Origin of the sequence: Bradyrhizobium sp. i1.15.2 (assembly GCF_040548425.1) — a bacterium.
Lineage (GTDB): Bacteria > Pseudomonadota > Alphaproteobacteria > Rhizobiales > Xanthobacteraceae > Bradyrhizobium > Bradyrhizobium canariense.
Genome location: NZ_JBEPRQ010000017.1, coordinates 90,308 through 108,369, shown reverse-complemented (window position 1 = coordinate 108,369; position 18,062 = coordinate 90,308). Strand labels below are relative to the sequence as shown.

Annotated in this window: 16 protein-coding genes and 2 pseudogenes; 8 read left to right on the top strand and 10 right to left on the bottom strand. The window is 63.7% G+C overall.

Features of this window, described 5'->3' with window-relative positions; translation table 11 throughout:
• The first annotated feature begins 4 nt into the window (after positions 1–4).
• From ABIB80_RS26270 to ABIB80_RS26250, 5 genes are read left to right on the top strand one after another with little or no spacing between them, the layout of a single operon-like run.
• The gene (locus ABIB80_RS26270; protein ID WP_088941256.1) at positions 5–1,594 is read left to right on the top strand and encodes an ABC transporter substrate-binding protein; all 1,590 of its coding nucleotides are present in this window, start codon (positions 5–7) and stop codon (positions 1,592–1,594) included.
• Positions 1,595–1,654: 60 nt separating this feature from the next.
• Positions 1,655–2,578, top strand: a complete 924-nt coding sequence (locus tag ABIB80_RS26265; protein WP_354128702.1) for an ABC transporter permease — start codon at positions 1,655–1,657, stop codon at positions 2,576–2,578.
• Positions 2,575–3,396, top strand: a complete 822-nt coding sequence (locus ABIB80_RS26260; RefSeq protein WP_354128701.1) for an ABC transporter permease — start codon at positions 2,575–2,577, stop codon at positions 3,394–3,396. Before ABIB80_RS26265 ends, ABIB80_RS26260 begins: the two co-directional genes overlap by 4 nt.
• Positions 3,393–4,373, top strand: a complete 981-nt coding sequence (locus ABIB80_RS26255) for an ABC transporter ATP-binding protein (RefSeq protein WP_007603581.1) — start codon at positions 3,393–3,395, stop codon at positions 4,371–4,373. Before ABIB80_RS26260 ends, ABIB80_RS26255 begins: the two co-directional genes overlap by 4 nt.
• A complete protein-coding gene (locus tag ABIB80_RS26250) occupies positions 4,366–5,418 on the top strand; it encodes an ABC transporter ATP-binding protein (protein WP_007603582.1) in 1,053 nt (350 codons plus the stop codon). Before ABIB80_RS26255 ends, ABIB80_RS26250 begins: the two co-directional genes overlap by 8 nt.
• 97 nt (positions 5,419–5,515) lie before the next feature.
• On the opposite strand, the gene ABIB80_RS26245 is transcribed toward ABIB80_RS26250, so the two are convergent.
• The 3 genes and pseudogenes from ABIB80_RS26245 to ABIB80_RS26235 form a co-directional block, all read right to left on the bottom strand.
• On the bottom strand, positions 5,516–6,139 hold the full coding sequence (locus tag ABIB80_RS26245; RefSeq protein ID WP_007603583.1) for an alpha/beta hydrolase: 624 nt from the start codon (positions 6,137–6,139) through the stop codon (positions 5,516–5,518).
• A 2-nt stretch (positions 6,140–6,141) separates the two neighbouring features.
• Complete coding sequence (locus ABIB80_RS26240) at positions 6,142–6,753, bottom strand: hydrolase (protein ID WP_354128700.1); 612 nt, start codon at positions 6,751–6,753, stop codon at positions 6,142–6,144.
• Between the two features lie 472 nt (positions 6,754–7,225).
• Positions 7,226–8,164 (bottom strand): annotated as a pseudogene (locus ABIB80_RS26235) (alpha/beta fold hydrolase); the annotation flags it as partial.
• Positions 8,165–8,269: 105 nt separating this feature from the next.
• On the opposite strand from ABIB80_RS26235, the gene ABIB80_RS26230 reads away from it, so the two are divergent.
• Entirely contained in the window at positions 8,270–9,229 is a 960-nt protein-coding gene (locus ABIB80_RS26230) for a LysR family transcriptional regulator (protein WP_219682212.1), read from the top strand.
• A gap of 118 nt (positions 9,230–9,347) precedes the next feature.
• On the opposite strand, the pseudogene ABIB80_RS26225 reads toward ABIB80_RS26230, so the two are convergent.
• The 4 genes and pseudogenes from ABIB80_RS26225 to ABIB80_RS26210 all read right to left on the bottom strand — a co-directional run.
• Positions 9,348–9,491 (bottom strand): annotated as a pseudogene (locus ABIB80_RS26225) (LysR family transcriptional regulator); the annotation flags it as partial.
• 95 nt (positions 9,492–9,586) lie between these two features.
• Positions 9,587–10,846, bottom strand: a complete 1,260-nt coding sequence (locus ABIB80_RS26220; protein WP_219682211.1) for a lipoprotein-releasing ABC transporter permease subunit — start codon at positions 10,844–10,846, stop codon at positions 9,587–9,589.
• Positions 10,847–11,188: 342 nt separating this feature from the next.
• On the bottom strand, positions 11,189–12,178 hold the full coding sequence (locus ABIB80_RS26215; protein WP_354128698.1) for an alpha/beta hydrolase family protein: 990 nt from the start codon (positions 12,176–12,178) through the stop codon (positions 11,189–11,191).
• Positions 12,179–12,247: 69 nt separating this feature from the next.
• Entirely contained in the window at positions 12,248–12,874 is a 627-nt protein-coding gene (locus ABIB80_RS26210; RefSeq protein WP_354128697.1) for a LysR family transcriptional regulator, read from the bottom strand.
• A gap of 128 nt (positions 12,875–13,002) precedes the next feature.
• On the opposite strand from ABIB80_RS26210, the gene ABIB80_RS26205 reads away from it, so the two are divergent.
• Positions 13,003–13,395, top strand: coding sequence for a RidA family protein (locus tag ABIB80_RS26205; RefSeq protein WP_219682210.1), 393 nt, complete (start codon positions 13,003–13,005; stop codon positions 13,393–13,395).
• A 42-nt stretch (positions 13,396–13,437) separates the two neighbouring features.
• Positions 13,438–14,130 (top strand): L-2-amino-thiazoline-4-carboxylic acid hydrolase, encoded by a 693-nt coding sequence (locus ABIB80_RS26200; RefSeq protein ID WP_007603592.1) that lies wholly within the window; start codon positions 13,438–13,440, stop codon positions 14,128–14,130.
• A gap of 339 nt (positions 14,131–14,469) precedes the next feature.
• On the opposite strand, the gene ABIB80_RS26195 is transcribed toward ABIB80_RS26200, so the two are convergent.
• From ABIB80_RS26195 to ABIB80_RS26185, 3 genes are read right to left on the bottom strand one after another with little or no spacing between them, the layout of a single operon-like run.
• Positions 14,470–15,498, bottom strand: a complete 1,029-nt coding sequence (locus tag ABIB80_RS26195) for an ABC transporter permease (protein WP_007603594.1) — start codon at positions 15,496–15,498, stop codon at positions 14,470–14,472.
• A gap of 12 nt (positions 15,499–15,510) precedes the next feature.
• Positions 15,511–17,013, bottom strand: a complete 1,503-nt coding sequence (locus ABIB80_RS26190; RefSeq protein ID WP_007603595.1) for a sugar ABC transporter ATP-binding protein — start codon at positions 17,011–17,013, stop codon at positions 15,511–15,513.
• 6 nt (positions 17,014–17,019) lie between these two features.
• A complete protein-coding gene (locus tag ABIB80_RS26185) occupies positions 17,020–18,042 on the bottom strand; it encodes a sugar ABC transporter substrate-binding protein (protein ID WP_007603596.1) in 1,023 nt (340 codons plus the stop codon).
• Positions 18,043–18,062: the final 20 nt, after the last annotated feature.

Here is an 18,062-nt window from a genome sequence, read left to right as displayed (position 1 = left end):
GACCATGATGTTCAGGATAGTGGCGATCGTCGCGGGTTTGGGACTGGCGCTCGTCGCCTCGGCGGAGGCCCAGACGCCGCGCAAGGGCGGAACCATCCGCATGACCGCGCCTTATGGCTCGAGTTTCACCAGCCTGGACATTCTTACCACGCAGCGCGCCCAGGACGAGATCTACGCCAAGGCGTTGCACCGGTCGCTCTACATCTGGAATTCCGCGGAAGGCAAGCCGGTTCTGGAGCTTGCCAAGGAAGATGTGATCTCGGGCGGCGGTCTCGTTCACACCTTCAAGCTGCGCGACGACGCCTATTTCCACAACGGCCGCAAGATGACGGCCGACGACGTCATCTGGACCTACAACCGCATCATGGACGGCACCAAGGCTTATCCCGGCGCGCGTTATGTCCGCGTGATCGAGGGCGCGGCGGCGGTCGAGAAGGGGCAGGCCAAGGAGATCTCCGGCCTGAAGAAAATCGACGACTTTACAATCGAGATGAAGCTGACCGAGAAAGTCGATCCGGGTTTCTACTTCTGGAACGCGATCACGTCGATCTATCCCGCCGACGAAGCCGCCAAGGACAGCTTTCTCCAGAAGCCGATCGGTCTTGGGCCGTTCAAGTTCGTCGAGCACGTGCCGGGATCGCGCATCGTTCTGGAGCGGTGGGACCGGTTCTACAAGGCCGGCAAGCCCTACGCCGACAAGATCATCGTGTCGGTCATGGGCGAGGCCGCGGCACGCGATGTCGCCTTCCGCAACAAGGAGATCGACACCTCGGTGCTGGGACCGGCGCAATATGTCGCCTATCAGAACGACGCCGACCTCAAGGGCACCGTCGTCGAAGTCGCCGAGGTCTTCACCCGCTACATGGGGATGAATCCCGCGTTCAAGCCGTTCGCCGACAAGCGGGTCCGGCAGGCGATCAACTACGCGATCGACACTGACCTGATCATCAACAAGCTGGTCAAGGGCAAGGCCTACCGGGCCACCAGCTGGCTGCCGCTGACCTCTCCCGCCTACGACAAGGCCATGAAGCCCTATGCCTTCGATCCCGCCAAGGCCAAGCAGCTGCTCGCTGACGCCGGCTATCCCACGGGCTTCGAATTCGAATGGACCACCAGCCAGAACGAGAGCTGGGGTCTGCCGATCGTCTCGGCCGTGATCCCGATGCTGGACCGGGTGGGCATCAAGGCCAAGGTCAAGCAGGTCGAGACCGCGGTGCTGGCGGAGGTGGTTCGCAGCGGCGACTACCAGGCCTTCATCTACTCGCAGGCGACCGGACCAGATCCCCAGGCCGCCCTCAAATGCTTCCACTCGGCGACGCCGCAATCAGCCTGCAACTACATGAACTTCAAGAATCCCGAGTTCGACAAGCTGATCGACGAGGCCGGACAGTCCGATGACGCTGCAAAGCGTACCCAGCTGCTGCAAAAGGCCAACGCGCTCCTCTACGAGGAGGCGCCGGTCTGGTTCTTCAACTACAACAAGGCGGTCATGGCGGTGCAGCCGTGGCTCAAGGGAATTCAGCTGAACGCGACGGAACTCACCCATCAGAACGTCGAAGACCTCTGGGTCGACGAGAGCTCGCCCGCGAAGTGACACACGCTCTCGCGCTCCCTCCGTCGAGATGAACGACGGAGGGAGAGAGGAAAACTGCCGATGCTCTCCTTCCTGTTCCGCCGCCTGCTGCAGACCATTCCGACCGTGCTCGCGGTGGTGGCTCTGGTGTTCGTGCTGTTCAGCGTCGTTCCCGGCAGCATCGTCTCGTCCATGAGCGACGATGCCGATCCGCAGGTCGAGCTGCGCATGAAGAAGCAGCTCGGCCTCGACGATCCCGTCTATATCCGCTTCGGCACCTACATCGCCAAGCTTGCGACCGGTGATTTCGGAACGTCGTTCCGCACGCGCGAGCCTGTGACGTTCATGATCGCCAAACGGATATGGCCGACGCTCCAGCTCATCTTCACCGCCATGGTGTTTTCTGTCGTGATAGGGGTACCCCTGGGTTTCATCGCCGCGCTGAAGCCGGGGGGCATCGTCGACACGCTGGCCATGGTCGTGGCGGTGTCAGGACTTTCGATCGCCAAATTTTGGCTCGGACTGGTGCTGATGTATTTGTTTGCGTTGAAGCTCGGCTGGCTGCCGAGTTTCGGCTATGGCGATGGCGCTCTGAAATATCTGATCCTGCCTGCCGTGACGCTCGGCGTCTCGCCGATGGCGCTGTTCGCCCGGACGACACGCGCCGCCGTGCTCGAGATCATGACCGCGGATTTCGTTCGCACCGCGCGCTCCAAGGGCATGAGCGAGACCCGGGTCGTGAAGTGGCATGTGATGCGCAACGCGCTTGTCATCATTCTCACCACCGTCGGCCTGCAGTTCGGCGGGCTGATGGGGCAGGCGGTCGTGGTCGAGAAATTGTATTCCTGGCCGGGCATCGGCTCGCTGCTGGTCGACAGTGTCCTGCAGCGCGACATTCCGGCCGTGCAGGGCTCCATTCTCGTCGTGGTGCTGTCCTTTCTCGCCATCAATCTGCTGATCGACGTGCTCTATGGCGTGATCGATCCCAGGATCAGATACGCATGAAGCTCCGCGCCAATCTCATCATCGGTGGCGCGCTGTTCGCGCTTGCGATCCTGGCCGGCCTGCTCGCGCCCTGGCTGGCGCATACCGATCCCGTCCTGGACGCCAATCTGCTCAACGCGGAAGAGCCTCCGAGCTGGACCTGGTGGTTCGGCACCGACGACCAGGGCCGCGACATCTATTCCCGCGTCGTCTATGGCGCGCGCGTTTCGCTGACGGTCGGCATCGTCTCGCAGCTCATCAACAGCGTCATCGGCGTGGCGCTGGGCCTGAGCGCCGGCTATTGGGGCGGCTGGTGGGACGATGTCGTCAACGGCCTGACCAATCTCATGCTCGCGATTCCCTCGCTGATCTTCGCGCTGGCCATCATGGCGGTGCTTGGCCCCGGCCTGACCAGCCTTCTGATCGCACTCGGCTTGACCAACTGGTCCTTCACGTGCCGGATCGCGCGGGCCTCGGCGCTGTCGCTGAGGAGCCAGGGCTATGTGCAGGCCGCGACCGTGCTCGGCTACGGCGATCTGCGCATCATGATCACCCAGCTGCTGCCGAACATGTTGGGGCCGATCGTCGTCATCGGCACGCTCGGCATGGGCAGCGCGGTCTTGTCGGAAGCCGCATTGTCGTTCCTCGGCCTCGGCGTCCGCCCGCCGTTCCCGAGCTGGGGCAGCATGTTGTCGGATGCCCGCGATCAGATCACGACGGCGCCGTGGCTCTCGGTGTTTCCCGGCCTTGCCATCTTCCTGACGGTGCTCGGCCTCAATCTGCTCGGCGACGGCCTGCGCGACATTCTCGATCCACAATCGCGGAGCCGGCGCACATGACCGGCGCGCCGCTGATCGAAGTCGAGGATCTGCGTATCGATCTCGACGATGGAACGCAGCGCGTTGCGGCGGCCGAGGGTATTTCATTCCGCATCGATCGCGGCGAGACCTTCGGCCTCGTCGGCGAATCCGGCTGCGGCAAGAGCATCACCGCGCTCGCCTTGATTGGTCTGTTGCGGCAGCCTTTGTCGATCGGCGGCGGCGTCATCCGGTTCGAGGGGCGCGAGATCCAGCACCTTTCAGCCGGCCGGCAACGGGATCTGCGCGGCAATCGCATCGCCATGATCTTCCAGGAGCCGATGACGGCGCTGAACCCGGTCTCGCCGGTGGGCCGACAGATCGCCGAGATGTTCGTGCTGCACAAGGGCAAGAGCTGGCGGGAAGCCGACAGACTCGCGGTCGAGGCGCTTGCGAGCGTCCGCGTTCCCGCGCCGGAGCGGCGCGTGAACGATTACCCGCACCAGCTGTCCGGCGGCATGCGTCAGCGCGTGATGATCGCCATCGCGCTCGCCTGCGGTCCGGATCTCCTGATCGCCGACGAGCCGACAACCGCACTCGACGTCACCGTGCAAGCCGAAATCATTGAGCTGATGCGGAATCTGTGCGCCGAGCGGGGAACCGCAATCCTGATGATCAGCCACGATCTGGGGCTGGTTGCCAATGTCTGTCGCCGCGTGGCTGTGATGTATGCCGGCCGCATCGTCGAGGAGCGCGGCTCGGCCGATATTTTCCGGGCACCCTCGCACCCCTATACGCGGGGCCTGGTTGCCTCGCTGCCGCGGCTCGGCAGTCGCGCCGCGCTTGGCCGCACCCGGCTGACGGAGATCGCGGGCGTCGTCCCGGCCATCACCAATTTCCCCGACGGCTGCCGGTTCAATCCGCGCTGCGCACAGGCGACCGATATTTGCCGGACCACCGCGCCGGGTGCGGATTTGCTGGAGGCCGGCGGTCTGGTCAGGTGTCATCACCATGCATGAGCCGCAAGACAGGTTGGGTGAGACGCGGCCGGACGACGATGTCATTCTCAGCGTCAGGGATCTCGCGGTCCATTTTCCGCTCGGCGGCGGCCTGCTGGGGCGAGGCCGTCGGCTGCTCCGTGCCGTCGACGGCGTCGATCTCACCCTGAAGCGCGGCGAATGCCTCGGCCTCGTCGGCGAGTCCGGCTCCGGCAAGTCAACAGTCGCATTGTCGATCCTTGGTCTCGTGACGCCGACGCGCGGCCGCATCGTGCTGGACGGACAGGACGTGACGAACAGGCCATCCGGCGATCGCAAGGCGCTGGCCCGCATCGTGCAGATCGTGTTTCAGGATCCCTACGCCTCGCTCAATCCACGCCAGACCGTTCGCCGCACGCTGGAAGATCCCCTGCGTGTGCATGGCGTCACGGCCAAGAGCGAGATCGAGGACCGCGTCGCGAAGATGCTGCGGCATGTAGGCCTGCGGCCGGAGCAGGCCGACCGCTACCCGCATGAATTCTCAGGCGGCCAGCGCCAGCGCATCGGCATCGCCCGCGCCCTGATCCTCAATCCCAAAATCGTCATCTGCGACGAGCCCGTCTCGGCGCTCGATGTCTCGATCCGCGCCCAGATCATCAATCTGCTGCTGGAATTGAAGGAAACGCTCGGTCTCTCCTACATCATGATCAGCCACGACCTCGGCGTCGTCGAGCACATGAGCGACAAGGTCGCCGTGATGTATCTCGGCCGCATCGTCGAGAACGGCCACTGGCGCGAGATTTTCGAACGGCCGGCGCACCCCTACACCCAAGCCCTGATCGCCGCCATCCCCGATCCACTGCGCCACGCACCGCTGGCGACGACAGGCGGCGATCTTCCCAATCCGCTCAATCCGCCGAACGGATGCGCGTTCAGCCCGCGCTGCCGGTATGCCGAGGCGGTGTGTCGGCGCGAGCCCGGGCCGGCGCTGGAAACGCGGACCGATGGGCACGCGGTGCGATGCTGGCGAGCGGATGAGATTGCGGGGCAGGCGGCGTTGGTGTCGACCGAGGGCGAACATTTTTAGGAAGGAGTGCGGCGACCGAAGCGGAAAAGTTGGTGAGCCATCCGCTGCGTGGCCAGAAGCTGCAGTTGAGCTGCCCTCAAACACGAGCGACTGAACGCTATAGAAGGCATAGAAAGCGTCTCACGAATGTCAGCGCCGTCTGCGCCACCTCCCGCCAGCCGCTGTTTATGGGCAGCGAGCGGTCGCGTCGCGGAAGTTGGACGAACTCGGTAACAGGGTGCTTATTGCGCTTCTGCCGTTCGTAGGCGGCGCGGGTGACCGATGGCGGGGTGTGGTCGCGCTCGCCGGAGATCGTCAGCAGCGGTCCACGCCCGGCGGCCTCGGCGTCGACGGGAGCCTCGGTCCAGACGGGCAGCTCCAGCACCCCGCGAAACGGAGCCGGTTCGATCGCCACCGTCGCGGCCGAAAGCCCGCGCCCGGCCAGGGTCTGCGCGATCAGCCCGCCAAACGAATGGCCGATCAGCGCCGGGCGGCGGTCCAGCGCCCCCGCGATGCGGGCGAAATGCGCCGCGACCTCGCCGATGGTTTCCGGTGCCGCGGCGCCGCCCAGCTCCGCCGGCCACCCGGGCGCCAACGGAGCATAGCCGGCGGCCTCGAACATTTCGGCCCATCGGTCCCACGAGCTGGGCTTCGACCACAGGCCATGGATGAAGATGACTGGCGGCTTCTGCGATGCGTTGGTCCGCTCGATCATCGCAGCGTCGACGGTCTCCATGATCATGATCAGTGGCCTTCGACCGCGAACAGGATCTCCGAAAAGCCGGTCACTGTTGCCGCGCGGTTCCAGTCCCGCTGCAGTTCGCAGATCAGCTGCACCCAGCTGGTGGGCTGGGCACCGGCTTGGACCAGGCGCAGCAGGCCGGCGTCGTGCGCCTCGCGGGAGGTGCCACCCACCGCGTCGACCACCGGATAGACTTCGAAACCCTCCTGTAGCGCGTCCAGCGCCGGGTGCACGAGGCACACCTCGGTCCAGAGCGCCGTCATGATCAGCTTCTTGCGGCCGGTGTTGCGGACTGCGGCGGCGAAGTCCGCGTCCTCCCACGCGTTGATCGAGGTCCGGTCGATTGGCACGACATCCGGAAAAACATCCGATATCTGGTGGATGGTGGGTTGGTTGCGACCGGTGGCGACATTCACGGTAGCGATCACCGTCGGCAGGGCGAATAGCTTCGCGGTCCTGGCCACCGCGGTGATGTTGGCGACGAGGGTCCGCTTGGGCATCGATTGGATCGAGCTGACCTGAACCGGTTGGTAGTCGATGATCACCAAAGCCGCATTATGCGGGGTCAAAAGCTGGTCAGTCTTGGGATCGCGGATGGTGGAGAAGGACGTCATCGGAATTTCCTTTGGATCTGAAGTGCTCTGGAGCAGGTCAGTGGGATGCGGGCGGGGGGATGAAAGCCGTGTCGCTGGGGCCGATCCCGGTCAGACGGACGACCGCACCCTCGGCTCGTGTGAAGGCGAAGTGCGCAACGCCGCCGGGCTCGGTGTAGAGGCCGCCTGCCGTCAATGGCTTGACCGGCGCGTCGGAAACCTTGCTGCCGTAACCGAAGTACCAGGTGCCGGAGATCACCGTGGCGAAGCGGTCGTCGCGGTGGGTGTGCGGTGCGATCGCGGTGTTCGGCGGCACGTGAATTTCGAGCACATACGGGCCGGCCTTGGCGGGGTCGCCCGAGAGCAGCACGGTACGGATAGCAGGCACTCCGGAGGTGCCGGCGCCTGCGCCGGACTGCGGCATTGCCTGCGTCTGCTCCAGCGTCAGAGCGGTCTGACCCAGGTGCCCATTCTCCGCGGCGACGGGCCGTTCGTTGAGGAAGGCCTCGATCGCGGCCGACGTAGCCGCGGGTTGCTCCTCCATCAGCCAGTGACCGGAGCCTGCGATGACCCGCTCCTGCACGTCGATCGCGCCGGCCTGCATCACCGCCGCCATTGCCGGCCCGAAGGATGCGGCGCCACCGACCGCGAGAACCGGCATGAGCAGCTTGCCGTGCGCCGAGAGCCAGGCGCGGTTGTCGATCGCGTCCTGATCGAAGGCGGCGAACTGGCGGAAGCCGGCGTGCATGCGCCCCGGCGCGGCGTAAAGCTGCGCGTAGTGGGCTCGGGACGCCTCCGGGAAATTGGCCGGATTGGCCGAGAAGTCGTTCCAGAACCGGTCGAGATAGATCCGCTCGCGGCCGGCCACCAGGCGCTCCATATCCGGCCCGCCGAACCGGAAGTGCCACAGCAACGGGTTCTTCAGGATATCTTCCCACGGCCCGACGCCCGGCACCGGCGCATCCATCAGCACCAGGTTCGTCACCCGCCCGGCGTGCCGTGAGGCCAGAGCGAACGCGACCATGTTGCCGATGTCGTGCGCCACGATGTCAGCGCGCGGCGCTTGCAGCGTGTTCATCACGCCGACGATGTCTTCCGCCTGATTGACCTTCTCGAAACCGGCCTCGGCGCGGGCGGAAAGGCCCATGCCCCGCAGATCGGGCACGATCACCGTGTGATTGCGAGCAAGGTTCGTCGCGAGCGGCGCCCACATGTCTCCGGTCTCGCCATAGCCATGCAGCAGCACGACCGTCGGTCCAGACCCGCCGACCCGGACGTGGAGGGTGGTGCCATTGGTCGCGACCTCTTCGGTGTGGAAGGTATTCGGGAAATCCGTGGGCCCGTCGGCCGCTGACGCGGCGGCGGTGCCGGCCAGGATGGCGAGCGCGGCTCCGGTGAGGGCAAACCGGCGAAGCTGGTCGGGGACGTTCATGGGCGATCTCCTGTGTTGGCCTTTTTCGTAGACGCAAAGCTAGACGAGGAAGATCGTTGGGATTAGCTACTACCCAGGCCAAGCATTTTTGACTGGAGCGCAAAGGTGGCAGCAGATACCGCGGACCGTGCCCGGGAACTGGAAGTGTTCTGCGCGGTCATCGACGGCGGCAGCTTCTCGGCTGCGGGTCGCGCGTTTGGACTGACGCCGTCGGCCGTGAGCCGCACTCTGGACCGGGTCGAGCAGCGGCTCGGCGTACGCTTGCTGTTGCGGACGACGCGCGCGTTGACGCCGACCGCGGAAGGCCGCGCCTATCTCAGCGCGGCCCGCCGCATTCTCGCCGATCTCGACGAAGCCGAGCAGGCGATCTCCGACCAGGGTTCGCCGCGCGGCCGCATCCGGGTCAGCGCTGCGGTCTCCCACGGGCGTCTTTGCATCGTGCCTCTGCTTGGCGAGTTCGTGCGCCGCTATCCGAACATCGTGGTCGACATCAATCTTGGCGACGGGATCGTTGACGTCGCTGCGGGGCAGGCGGATGTGGCGGTTCGCGGCGGTCCGCTGACTGACAGCGCGCTCACGGCGCGGCGCCTCAGCGAGAACGGCCGAACCATCGTCGCCTCGCCGGACTACCTGGCGCGCTGGGGCGTGCCCGAAACGCCGGAAGAGCTCTACAACCACAATTGCCTGAATTTCAGTTTTCGCCGGGCCGAGCCGGTTTGGCCGTTCCGCCGGGACGGAGTCGACTTCGCCCTGAAGGTGCGAGGCGCCATCGAGGCGAACAGTGGCGAGACACTGGGCCAGCTGGCGCTCGACGGCGTCGGCATCGCCCGTGTCGGCAATTTCAGTCTCGGGGACGCGATCGCGGAGGGGCGCCTGGTCCCGCTTCTCGAACCGTTCAATCCTGGTGACAAGGAGATCTTCCACGCCGTCTTCGTCGGCGGGCCGAACATGCCTGCTCGCGTCCGAGTATTCGTGGACTATCTTGTGGAGTGCATGGGCGGCAGTCGTGTTGAGGGAAAATCTGGTTGGCACGCGAGGCGTGGAACGGAATCGGTTTCGACCTGACGCGACAGAGGCGGTCGACGGTTTCGGCTCTCCAGAACCTATGATGTCTGGTGCTATCGATATCCGCCAACGACATGTGAAATGGCATCGCGGCGAGGCTATCGATTGTCGGTTGAGCCTATCGTCTGACGCCGACCAGACGAGGGCGGGGATTTGCGAGCGCCTTCCCGACGGGCAGGGCACGCAGCCATTCGCGGAAGCTGACGATCTCGGGACAATCCGCGGTACCCTCAGGCGCAATCAGCCAATCACCCAGACCTGATATCTTTAGGGGGGCCAATCCGCGCTTCCCAGACGCGCGATCGACGCCATGATGGAATTAGGTTCGGCATCATGGGACCACAACAATTGTCGATCTCACCGCCTAAGCGCTTCCACGGGATCGAGCCGGGCGGCGTGCCACGATGGGTAGAGCGTTGCGAGAAGCGACAGGGTTAGCGCCATGATCAAGACCGCGCTGGTCTCCCCGAAATCAATCTCCGCTGGCAGCTTCGAGAGAAAATAGAGTTCTCTCGGGAACAAGTCGGCGCTGGTCAGCCAGGATAGAAACTGTCGGATCGAATCGATATTAAGACAGACGAGAAGCCCAACGACCAACCCGACCGACGTTCCCACGACGCCGATCGAAGCACCCGTAATCAGGAATATCCGCATGATCGAGCCTCGTGAAGCACCCATGGTCCTGAGGATCGCTATATCGCTGCCCTTATCCTTCACCAACATGATGAGCCCAGATACGATATTCAACGCAGCTACCAGCACAATCATGGTCAGAATCAGAAACATCACATTGCGCTCGACCTGAAGCGCATTGAAGAAGGTCGAGTTCCGCTGCCGCCAGTCCACTAGGAAGACTGGCCGCCCGGCTGCTTCCGTCACAGCCTTGCGAAACTGATCGATGCGAGCGGGATCGGCTGTAAAGATCTCGACCGCAGTCACGTCCTTGTCGCGGTTGAAGTACGACTGAGCCTCTGCGATTGGCATGAAGACCATGCTCGCATCATATTCAGACATACCAATCTCGAATATGGCTCTGACTTCACACTTCTTGATCCGCGGCATAACCCCCATCGGGGTGACCGCGCCGTGTTGCGCAACGAGCGTGATGGCGTCACCGGCATGGAGCGAGAGCTGATCGGCGAGGCGCTGCCCGATGGCAACCCCCTGGTTCTCGTCAAAGCCTTCGATCGATCCTTGCTTGATGTTGTCGGCGATAGAGGTGAGCTTCTTAAGATCGTCGGCGCGAATGCCACGCACCAGAACTCCAGATGCGCCGGAAGACGACGCTAGCGCGGTGCCGTCGACGACAGGCGCGGCCAAGCGGATACCTGGCACCAGGCTGAGACGCTCGGCCATATCCTTCCAGTCGGTTAGAGGTGTTTCCAGCGGCTGGACTAGAATGTGACCGTTGAGACCGAGGATCTTGTCTAGAAGCTCTTTGCGGAAGCCGTTCATGACGGCCATGACAATGATTAGCGTGGCAACGCCAAGCATAATGCCGAGAAACGAAAATCCGGCGATGACCGAGATAAAGCCGTCCTTGCGGCGCGCCCGCAAATAGCGAGCTGAGAGCATCCATTCGAAGGGCGCAAACGGTGCGGTCGGCGGCTCTGTCATGATCTCAGCTTATGCCCGGTAATGACCGTCATTCTGTCCCATTGCGACGCGCTTGGCTAGTCGCGCACGCTTAAGTTGTCTGGTTTGGGCCGTCATCCAGGCGGCCTGATCCCGACTTCGAGCCAATTCCCGGACCGCACGGTAGCAGTTAGCTTCGCCATCAAGCGGCAGCACCGCAAAGTTTCGAGCGCCGTCACCTCAGTCGAGCCAACACCACGTCGCGGACTAGCCGAATGCCTCTCGTCGGCGTAATTTCCGCGCGCTCCCCGCCTTGAGACATCGTTTCCCCGAGGCTCAGTGCTGTCGGTGCAGGCCATAAATGGAACAGTTAGAGCGGTATCGCTATTGGCCAGCACCGTCAGCGAAGTGCTTGCGGTAAAACGCCACGACGTCGGTGTGGAAACTCCGATGAAAATCGACACGGTCGAAATTCGGCGCATCGGTGCAAGCGGTAGGGTTGGCCTGCGTCTCCTTCGGGATGCAAGTGGCAAGAAAAGAGAAGTGTTTGGCGTTGGCCACGAAGTGATAATCCGGCGCCGGGAGCCGTTGTTTGATCGTTGAAGCACAGCATCCGGAGAGTCCGTCAGCATTTTGCGCCGGATCGGAACTCCATAGTTGCACCGGTATCGCTATTTTCTTCAGGTTCTCCTCGGAGAAAACAAAAGCCGGATAAGGATCGGCAATTACTGCGGCTATGACGCGGGGGTCAGGTGTGATCGGTTGGCCCGGCACCTCGCCGCTTTCAAGCTGCTTGCAAGCCAACAGGCTCGATGTCGCGCAATTGGACAAGCCCTTTCGTAATTCTGGATTGCCGCCGATGACGGCGAGACCCGTATAGCCGCCAAACGAGAAGCCGTAGAGGCCAATGTGCCGGGCGTCGATGCGCGATGCATCGGGCCAGCTTTCGAGCATGTAGTCGATCAGTCGCTTGATATCCGCGGGGCGTTCGACGAGCACGGAAAGGCTGTCGGTACGGCTGGCATCGCGCCAGGTGTCACCGGGATGATTGAGCGCAGCGACGACAAAACCAGCATCGGCCAGCGCCGCGGCCGTGTCGTGGTGACCACCGAACCATCCTCTCCTGCCATGCGATATCACGATAAGAGGAAGCTTTTCGCCAGTCACCGAGCACCCGGGTACGGCGAAGAAAATGGCACCACGTGCGTCCATCTCTTTTGGAGGCTCGGCGCATGGTGTCCAGACCAGCAGCCTGATCGCCGGCCCGGCCGCGGCAGCGGGAATGTCGAAATTTCTGACCCCCGCAGCGTTTGCCGCGGTCAGCCCAAAGAAGAAGAAACAAATAGCGAGAACGAGCTTGGCGCGACCCATCATTTGCCCCGGTAGCTTCACCTCACAAGAAGACAACTTGAATCAAGCGATTATGTCGCCTTTGGGTCATTTTCAGCTCACGACGCCGCCGACCAGTCGAGGGCGACGATTTCCGAGCGCGTTCCGGGCCGGCAGCGCCCGCAGCCACGCGCGGAAGCTGACGATCTCGGGACAATCCGCGGTGCCTTCAGGCGCAACGAGCCAATCACCCAGACCCGATCCCTCATCGACCCGGTCGCAGCGATAGCCCGGATGGTGGCCGAGGCCGCGAGCGATCAGCAGGTCGACCTTGCCTTCGACCAATTCGTGCAGGCCGGCCGGATGCAGCACCCGTAAGCCGATCTCCGCATGCGTGCTGCGAAACGCCGCGAGATCGAGGCGGCGGAGGTCGAAGCTGCCATGGATGCCCAATTGCAGCAGCACCGCACCTGCCGGCCTCAATTGTGAGGTCGCATCCGCAATGTGGCGAAAGCCTTCGGAGACCCCGGGCAGATAGGCCTGACCGGCGACGGTGAGGATGAGCTGCTTGTGCAGCCGCTCGAACAGCTGCACGCCGAGGCGCGCCTCCAGCGCCTTCACCTGCTGCCCCACGGCGGCGGGCGTCACGTGTAGCTCGTGCGCGGCCAGCTTGAAGCTGAGATGCCGGGCGGCGGCTTCGAACGCGCGGAGCGCGTTGAGTGGGGGAAGGATGTAGGTCATCGGTCTCCATTTTGACACCGATGAGCTGTGGCCTTGCAATAGATTTTCTTGCGCTGAGCCGCAGCGATGATGCTTTGCGAAGCGGTGACGGCGCCGGATACGATCGACCTGCAATCCGGAGAAATCCTATGTCCCCAGCTCACATCGTCAGCCACAATCCCGCAACGGTCCATGCTCCCGCCGGCGGCTACTGCATGGGACTTGAACTGACGCAGCATCGCCGCCTGTTGTTCATCAGCGGCCAGGTGCCCCAGAGATCCGACGGCACCGTCCCTGACGGTTTTGAGGCGCAGTGCGAGCAGGCCTGGCGCAATTTGATCGAGGTGCTCGCCGCCGCGGGCCTTGGCGTCGCGCATCTGGTCAAGGTCACCACGTTCCTGACCGACCGCGCTCAACTCGTGACCAACCGCTCCATTCGTCGCGCGATGCTGGGCGAACACCAGCCCGCGCTGACGGTCGTGATTGTCGAGACCGTCGACAGCAAATGGCTGCTGGAGATCGAGGCGATCGCCGCCGAGTGAAACCGGCCGACTTTGCAATGAGCCAATCATATCAGGTGTCCCATGGCTGAGATCATCCATCCGTTTTACGAAGCGCATCGCGGTGCCATGGAGGCCGCCATGCGCGATCGGCTCGACCTGGCCGAAGCGATGTTGCGCGAGCGCGCGCAGCTTTCGGACATCGACGGCATCAGGCGGGAGGTGATGGACGAATTCGAAATCGTGCTCACCCAAATGCCCTATGTCGGCGGCGCTGCGAGCCGCATGAGCGATTTCTTCATGCGGTTGATGGGCTTCATGGCCATCAGCCGGGTGCTGCGGCGCCACGGCGTGCCGGTGGCTGTGATCGGCGAGATCGAGCGAGAAACCTACAAGGCGCAATTGCTCACCGTATCGGAAGCGCAACGTCTCGCCTCGGGGCGTCAATTCATGTCGCCGGAGAACCAGGCCCTGCTACGCGAGCAGGCGGCGAGAAGCACGACCGAAAGCCATCAGACCGAATTTCCGGAAGATTTCGTCTATGATTTCGTCGAGCCTGATACGGGTGACAGTTTTGAATTCGGCATCAACTACAAGGCTTGCGGCTTCTGCAAGCTCGCGGCGCGCCATGGAGACAAGGACGCCCTGCCGAATATTTGCGGGCTCGATTTCGTCGCCTACGCAGCGCGAGGCATCCGCCTGGAGAGGACACAGACGCTAGCGGGCGGTGCGAGCCACTGCAATTTCCGGTTCTCGCGGCTTGGGTCGGATGACTAGGCCGAGAGCTAGGCCGCGGTCTCATGCTCCGCGATCGAAGGTGAGGCTGGATTGCCCCTGCGGTCACGTCGTCATTGCAAGCGCAGCGAAGCAATCCAGAATCTTTCCGCGGCGGCAGTCTGGATTGCTTCGCTGCGCTCGCAATGACGGAGGTTGGGGCGCTGTCCGGAGCCGACCTGCGCACACCGCCACGATGACATCATGCTCCTGTTTTGCCCGACGAGTCAAACGCCGCCACGGTCGCTGCTACACAATTTCGGGTTTTTGTAAGTCGTTGAAGTCCCTCACAGTCTCTACTGTGCATGGGGTTGTTTTCGCGCTTTTGGTTTTGAGGGGCGGCTATTCCACCGCCTTTTCCCTCAGCCGCTGCGCATAGACATTGATGACAAGCGCCGCCAGCAGGATCAGGCCGCGGATCAGGATCTTCAGGAAGCTGTCGATGTTGACGTGGTCGAGGCCGTTGTTGAGAACGCCGAGCACGAACAGCCCGACGATGGTGTTGCCGATGCCGCCGCGGCCGCCGAACAGGCTGGTGCCGCCGACCACGACGGCGGCGATGGAGTCGAGCAGATAGGTATCGAACTCGTTCTGCTGCGCGCTGCCGAAATGGGCGACACCGAGCATGCCGCCGATCCCGGAGCACACTGCCGAAATGACCATCACCGCGCCGAGGATGAGCTTGACGTTGAGGCCGGAATATTCGGCCGCCTCGCGGTTGCCGCCGACCATGTAGACGTAGCGGCCGAAGCGCGTGTAGGTCAGCACCAGATGGCCGCCAAGCAGCATGATCGCGGCGACGATGACGATCCATGGGATGCCGCCGATCGAGCCGGAGCCGAGCGTGGTAATCACGCCGGGCACCTTGTAGGCGATCTGGCCGCGCACCAGCAGCGCCGAGATGCCGGCCGCGATCTGCATCATCGCCAACGTCATGATGAAGGAGGGGATGCCGATCACGGTCAGCCCGAGCGCATTGACGAGGCCGAGCAACGCGCAGAGCAAAATAGCCAGCAGGATCGCCGCTGCTCCGGGCAGGGGAATGTTGGGAATGTTGACGTAGGATTCCTGGAGCGTGAAGTAGGCGACCGCGATGCCCGTGACGTTGGCGATGCTGGCGATCGAGAGGTCGATCTCCGCGCAGAGGATCACGAAGGTGAGGCCGACGGCGATGATTCCCGTGACCGACACCTGCGTCAGGATGTTGCCGAGATTGTCCAGCGTCGCGAAGGAGGGGCTGGCCAGTGCAAAGAAGCCGGACAGAAAAATCAGCGTCAGGAACGGGGCGATGTTGCGCATCTGCGAGCGCAGGAAGGGCGCAAGCCCCCGCGCCCGCTGCCCCGCCGCCAAAGCCGTGTCACTGCTCGCCATCGTGCTTCTCCGTCACGCCGCTTCCAGCAGGCGGTCCTTGCTGACCGGCTCGTTCGTGAACTCCCGCACCAATGCGCCGCGCTTGAGCACGAGGATGCGGTCAGCCAGTGACAGCACCGTTTCCGGCTCGGTCGACAGCACGATGATCGCAAGCCCTTTGGCGCGGAGATCGCGGACGATGTTGATGACGTCGTTCTTGGCGCCGACATCCATGCCGCGGGTGGGCTCGCACAGCACCAGGAGTTTGGGCGGATAGGTCAGCCATTTCGCCAGCGCGACTTTCTGCTGATTGCCGCCGGAGAGCATGCCGAGATCGAGGCCGACCACCGGCGGTCTGATCTGGAGCTGCTCGACCTGGCGCTTTGCGATGTCGCGCTCCTGCGCCGGCTTCAGCAGCAACGCCGAGATGCGATCGAGGATGCTGATCGAGATGTTCTTGTAGACCGGCTCCTGGTGAAACAGCATCGCCCGCCGGCTCTCGGGCACCAGCGCCACGCCGGCGCGCCGCGCCGCTGCCGTGCTCGCGAAAGTCTTGGGCTTGCCCTCGACCGCGAGCGTGCCGCCGTCCGGCTTCAGCTTGCCGAACAGGATGCGGGATAATTCCTGCTGGCCACAGCCCATGAAGCCGTAGATGCCGAGCACTTCGCCGGCGCGCGCCTCGAAGGAGATGTCCTTCAGGCTGCGGGCCAGCGACAATTGGTTGACCTTCAGGACCACCGAGCTGTCGCTCGGCTGCGGCAGCATCAGATCGTCGCTGTAGCTGTGCTCGAGCGCTTCGCCGCCGCGACCGATCATGGCCTCGATCAGCGCGCCCTTGCTGGTCGCCGCACTTGCGGTCTCCGCGACCTTCCGCCCGTTGCGGAACACAGTCACCGTGTCGGACACGCGCAAGATGTCCTCGATGAAATGCGAGATGAAGACGATCGCCGTGCCTTCCTCGCGCAGGCGCCGCAGCGTCGCGAACAGTCGCTCGACCTCGGGCGGGGAGAGGGCGGACGTCGGCTCGTCCAGGATGACGATGCGTGCGCCGGAGAACAGCACGCGGGCGATCTCGATCAGCTGCTGGAGCCCGATCGGTAAGTCACCCAGCCTGCTCATCGGATCGACATCGATGCCGAAGCGGGCGAGCTGCTCGCCGGCCTCGCGCGCCATCCGCCGCCATTGCACCAGGCCGAGCCGGTTGGTCGGCTGGTTGCCCAGAAACACGTTCTCCGCGACCGTGAGGTCGGGCGCGACCGACAGCTCCTGGTGCACCATGGCGATGCCGGCGCTGTGCGCGTCGCGGGCCGAGCGGAAATGCGTCTCCTGTCCGTCGATCAGGAAGCGGCCGGAGAATTCTGTGTGCACGCCGGCGATGATCTTCATCAGCGTGCTTTTTCCCGCGCCGTTCTCGCCGACGAGACCGTGGATCTCGCCGGGTGAGAGCGCGAAGTCAACACCACGAAGCGCCTCGACGCCGCCGAAGCTCTTCGTGATGCCCTGCAGTTCCAGGATGGGCGAACGATCCTCTCGCATGGAGACTCAGATCAGGAAATGATCCTGCATCCACTGCATCCCGGCGGCGTTGGCCTTGGTGACGACCGGTCCGTCGGTAACGACGTTCTTCGGAATGCCCTGTCCGCTCTTTTCGCCGCCGACTACGGCGGAAACGCCCGCGATGATCGCGCCGCCATGGATTCGGCAGGACGGATTGCGGACGGTGGCAAACATGCGGCCTTCGCTGACCGCCTGGATCGCCGGTGGCATCGCATCGACGCCGCCAATCAGGATGTTGGTGCGGCCCCGCGCCTTCATGATGTTGGCGGCGGCGAGCGCCATGTCGTCATTGTGGAAGAACGCCGCGTCGATCTGCGGGTACTTCGTCAGGTAGGTTTCCCAAAGACGTGCGGTCTTCGACACATCCCAGTCGGCCGGCTGCGTGTCCAGCACCTCAATGCCGGGGAATTGCTTCACGACGTTGTTGAAGCCCTTGGCGCGGCCCTGCGCGCCGGTGTGGCCGAGGGCTCCTTGCGTCATGATGATCTTGCCCTTGCCGCCCATGGCGTTGCAGAGCGCCTGCGTCACCGAGGCGCCCATGAACTCGTTGTCAGGGGCGAGGAAGGAGTGGACATTGATCTGGTCCAGCGGCGCAATCAGCGTGTCCATGTCGATCACGGGCGTGCCGGCGTCGATCATCTTCTGCACCGGCTGGGTGAGGGTGCCGATGCCAAAAGCCTGGATCGCGACGAAGTCCCATTTCTGCGACGCCATGTTGTCGATCGCCGCGCGCTGCTTCACGGCATCGAGCTGGCCGTCGAACCAGGTGACTTCGACATTGAACAGCTTGCCCCAGAATTCCGCCGCCTGCTTGCCCTGCGCGCACCAGGTCGCCTGGAGGCCTGCGTTGGAGAACGCCGCTTTCAGCGGCTTCTCGCTGCGTCCGACTTCGGCTGCAAGGGCGGGGTTTATGCCCATGCTGCCGAGGATGGCAGTCGCGGCGCCGGCGATTGCTGCCGCCTGAAGAAGATCGCGCCTCGTCGTCGAGAAATCTTTCGTCCCGGACATCGCTCGCTCCCATACAATTC

What these genes read in the sequence shown, in the direction of transcription:
- ABIB80_RS26270 (WP_088941256.1), top strand. Translation starts at nt 5, where the DNA reads ATGATGTTCAGGATAGTGGCGATCGTCGCGGGTTTGGGACTGGCGCTC.
- ABIB80_RS26265 (WP_354128702.1), top strand. Translation starts at nt 1,655, where the DNA reads ATGCTCTCCTTCCTGTTCCGCCGCCTGCTGCAGACCATTCCGACCGTG.
- ABIB80_RS26260 (WP_354128701.1), top strand. Translation starts at nt 2,575, where the DNA reads ATGAAGCTCCGCGCCAATCTCATCATCGGTGGCGCGCTGTTCGCGCTT.
- ABIB80_RS26255 (WP_007603581.1), top strand. Translation starts at nt 3,393, where the DNA reads ATGACCGGCGCGCCGCTGATCGAAGTCGAGGATCTGCGTATCGATCTC.
- ABIB80_RS26250 (WP_007603582.1), top strand. Translation starts at nt 4,366, where the DNA reads ATGCATGAGCCGCAAGACAGGTTGGGTGAGACGCGGCCGGACGACGAT.
- ABIB80_RS26245 (WP_007603583.1), bottom strand. Translation starts at nt 6,139, where the DNA reads ATGATCATGGAGACCGTCGACGCTGCGATGATCGAGCGGACCAACGCA.
- ABIB80_RS26240 (WP_354128700.1), bottom strand. Translation starts at nt 6,753, where the DNA reads ATGACGTCCTTCTCCACCATCCGCGATCCCAAGACTGACCAGCTTTTG.
- ABIB80_RS26220 (WP_219682211.1), bottom strand. Translation starts at nt 10,846, where the DNA reads ATGACAGAGCCGCCGACCGCACCGTTTGCGCCCTTCGAATGGATGCTC.
- ABIB80_RS26215 (WP_354128698.1), bottom strand. Translation starts at nt 12,178, where the DNA reads ATGATGGGTCGCGCCAAGCTCGTTCTCGCTATTTGTTTCTTCTTCTTT.
- ABIB80_RS26210 (WP_354128697.1), bottom strand. Translation starts at nt 12,874, where the DNA reads ATGACCTACATCCTTCCCCCACTCAACGCGCTCCGCGCGTTCGAAGCC.
- ABIB80_RS26205 (WP_219682210.1), top strand. Translation starts at nt 13,003, where the DNA reads ATGTCCCCAGCTCACATCGTCAGCCACAATCCCGCAACGGTCCATGCT.
- ABIB80_RS26200 (WP_007603592.1), top strand. Translation starts at nt 13,438, where the DNA reads ATGGCTGAGATCATCCATCCGTTTTACGAAGCGCATCGCGGTGCCATG.
- ABIB80_RS26195 (WP_007603594.1), bottom strand. Translation starts at nt 15,498, where the DNA reads ATGGCGAGCAGTGACACGGCTTTGGCGGCGGGGCAGCGGGCGCGGGGG.
- ABIB80_RS26190 (WP_007603595.1), bottom strand. Translation starts at nt 17,013, where the DNA reads ATGCGAGAGGATCGTTCGCCCATCCTGGAACTGCAGGGCATCACGAAG.
- ABIB80_RS26185 (WP_007603596.1), bottom strand. Translation starts at nt 18,042, where the DNA reads ATGTCCGGGACGAAAGATTTCTCGACGACGAGGCGCGATCTTCTTCAG.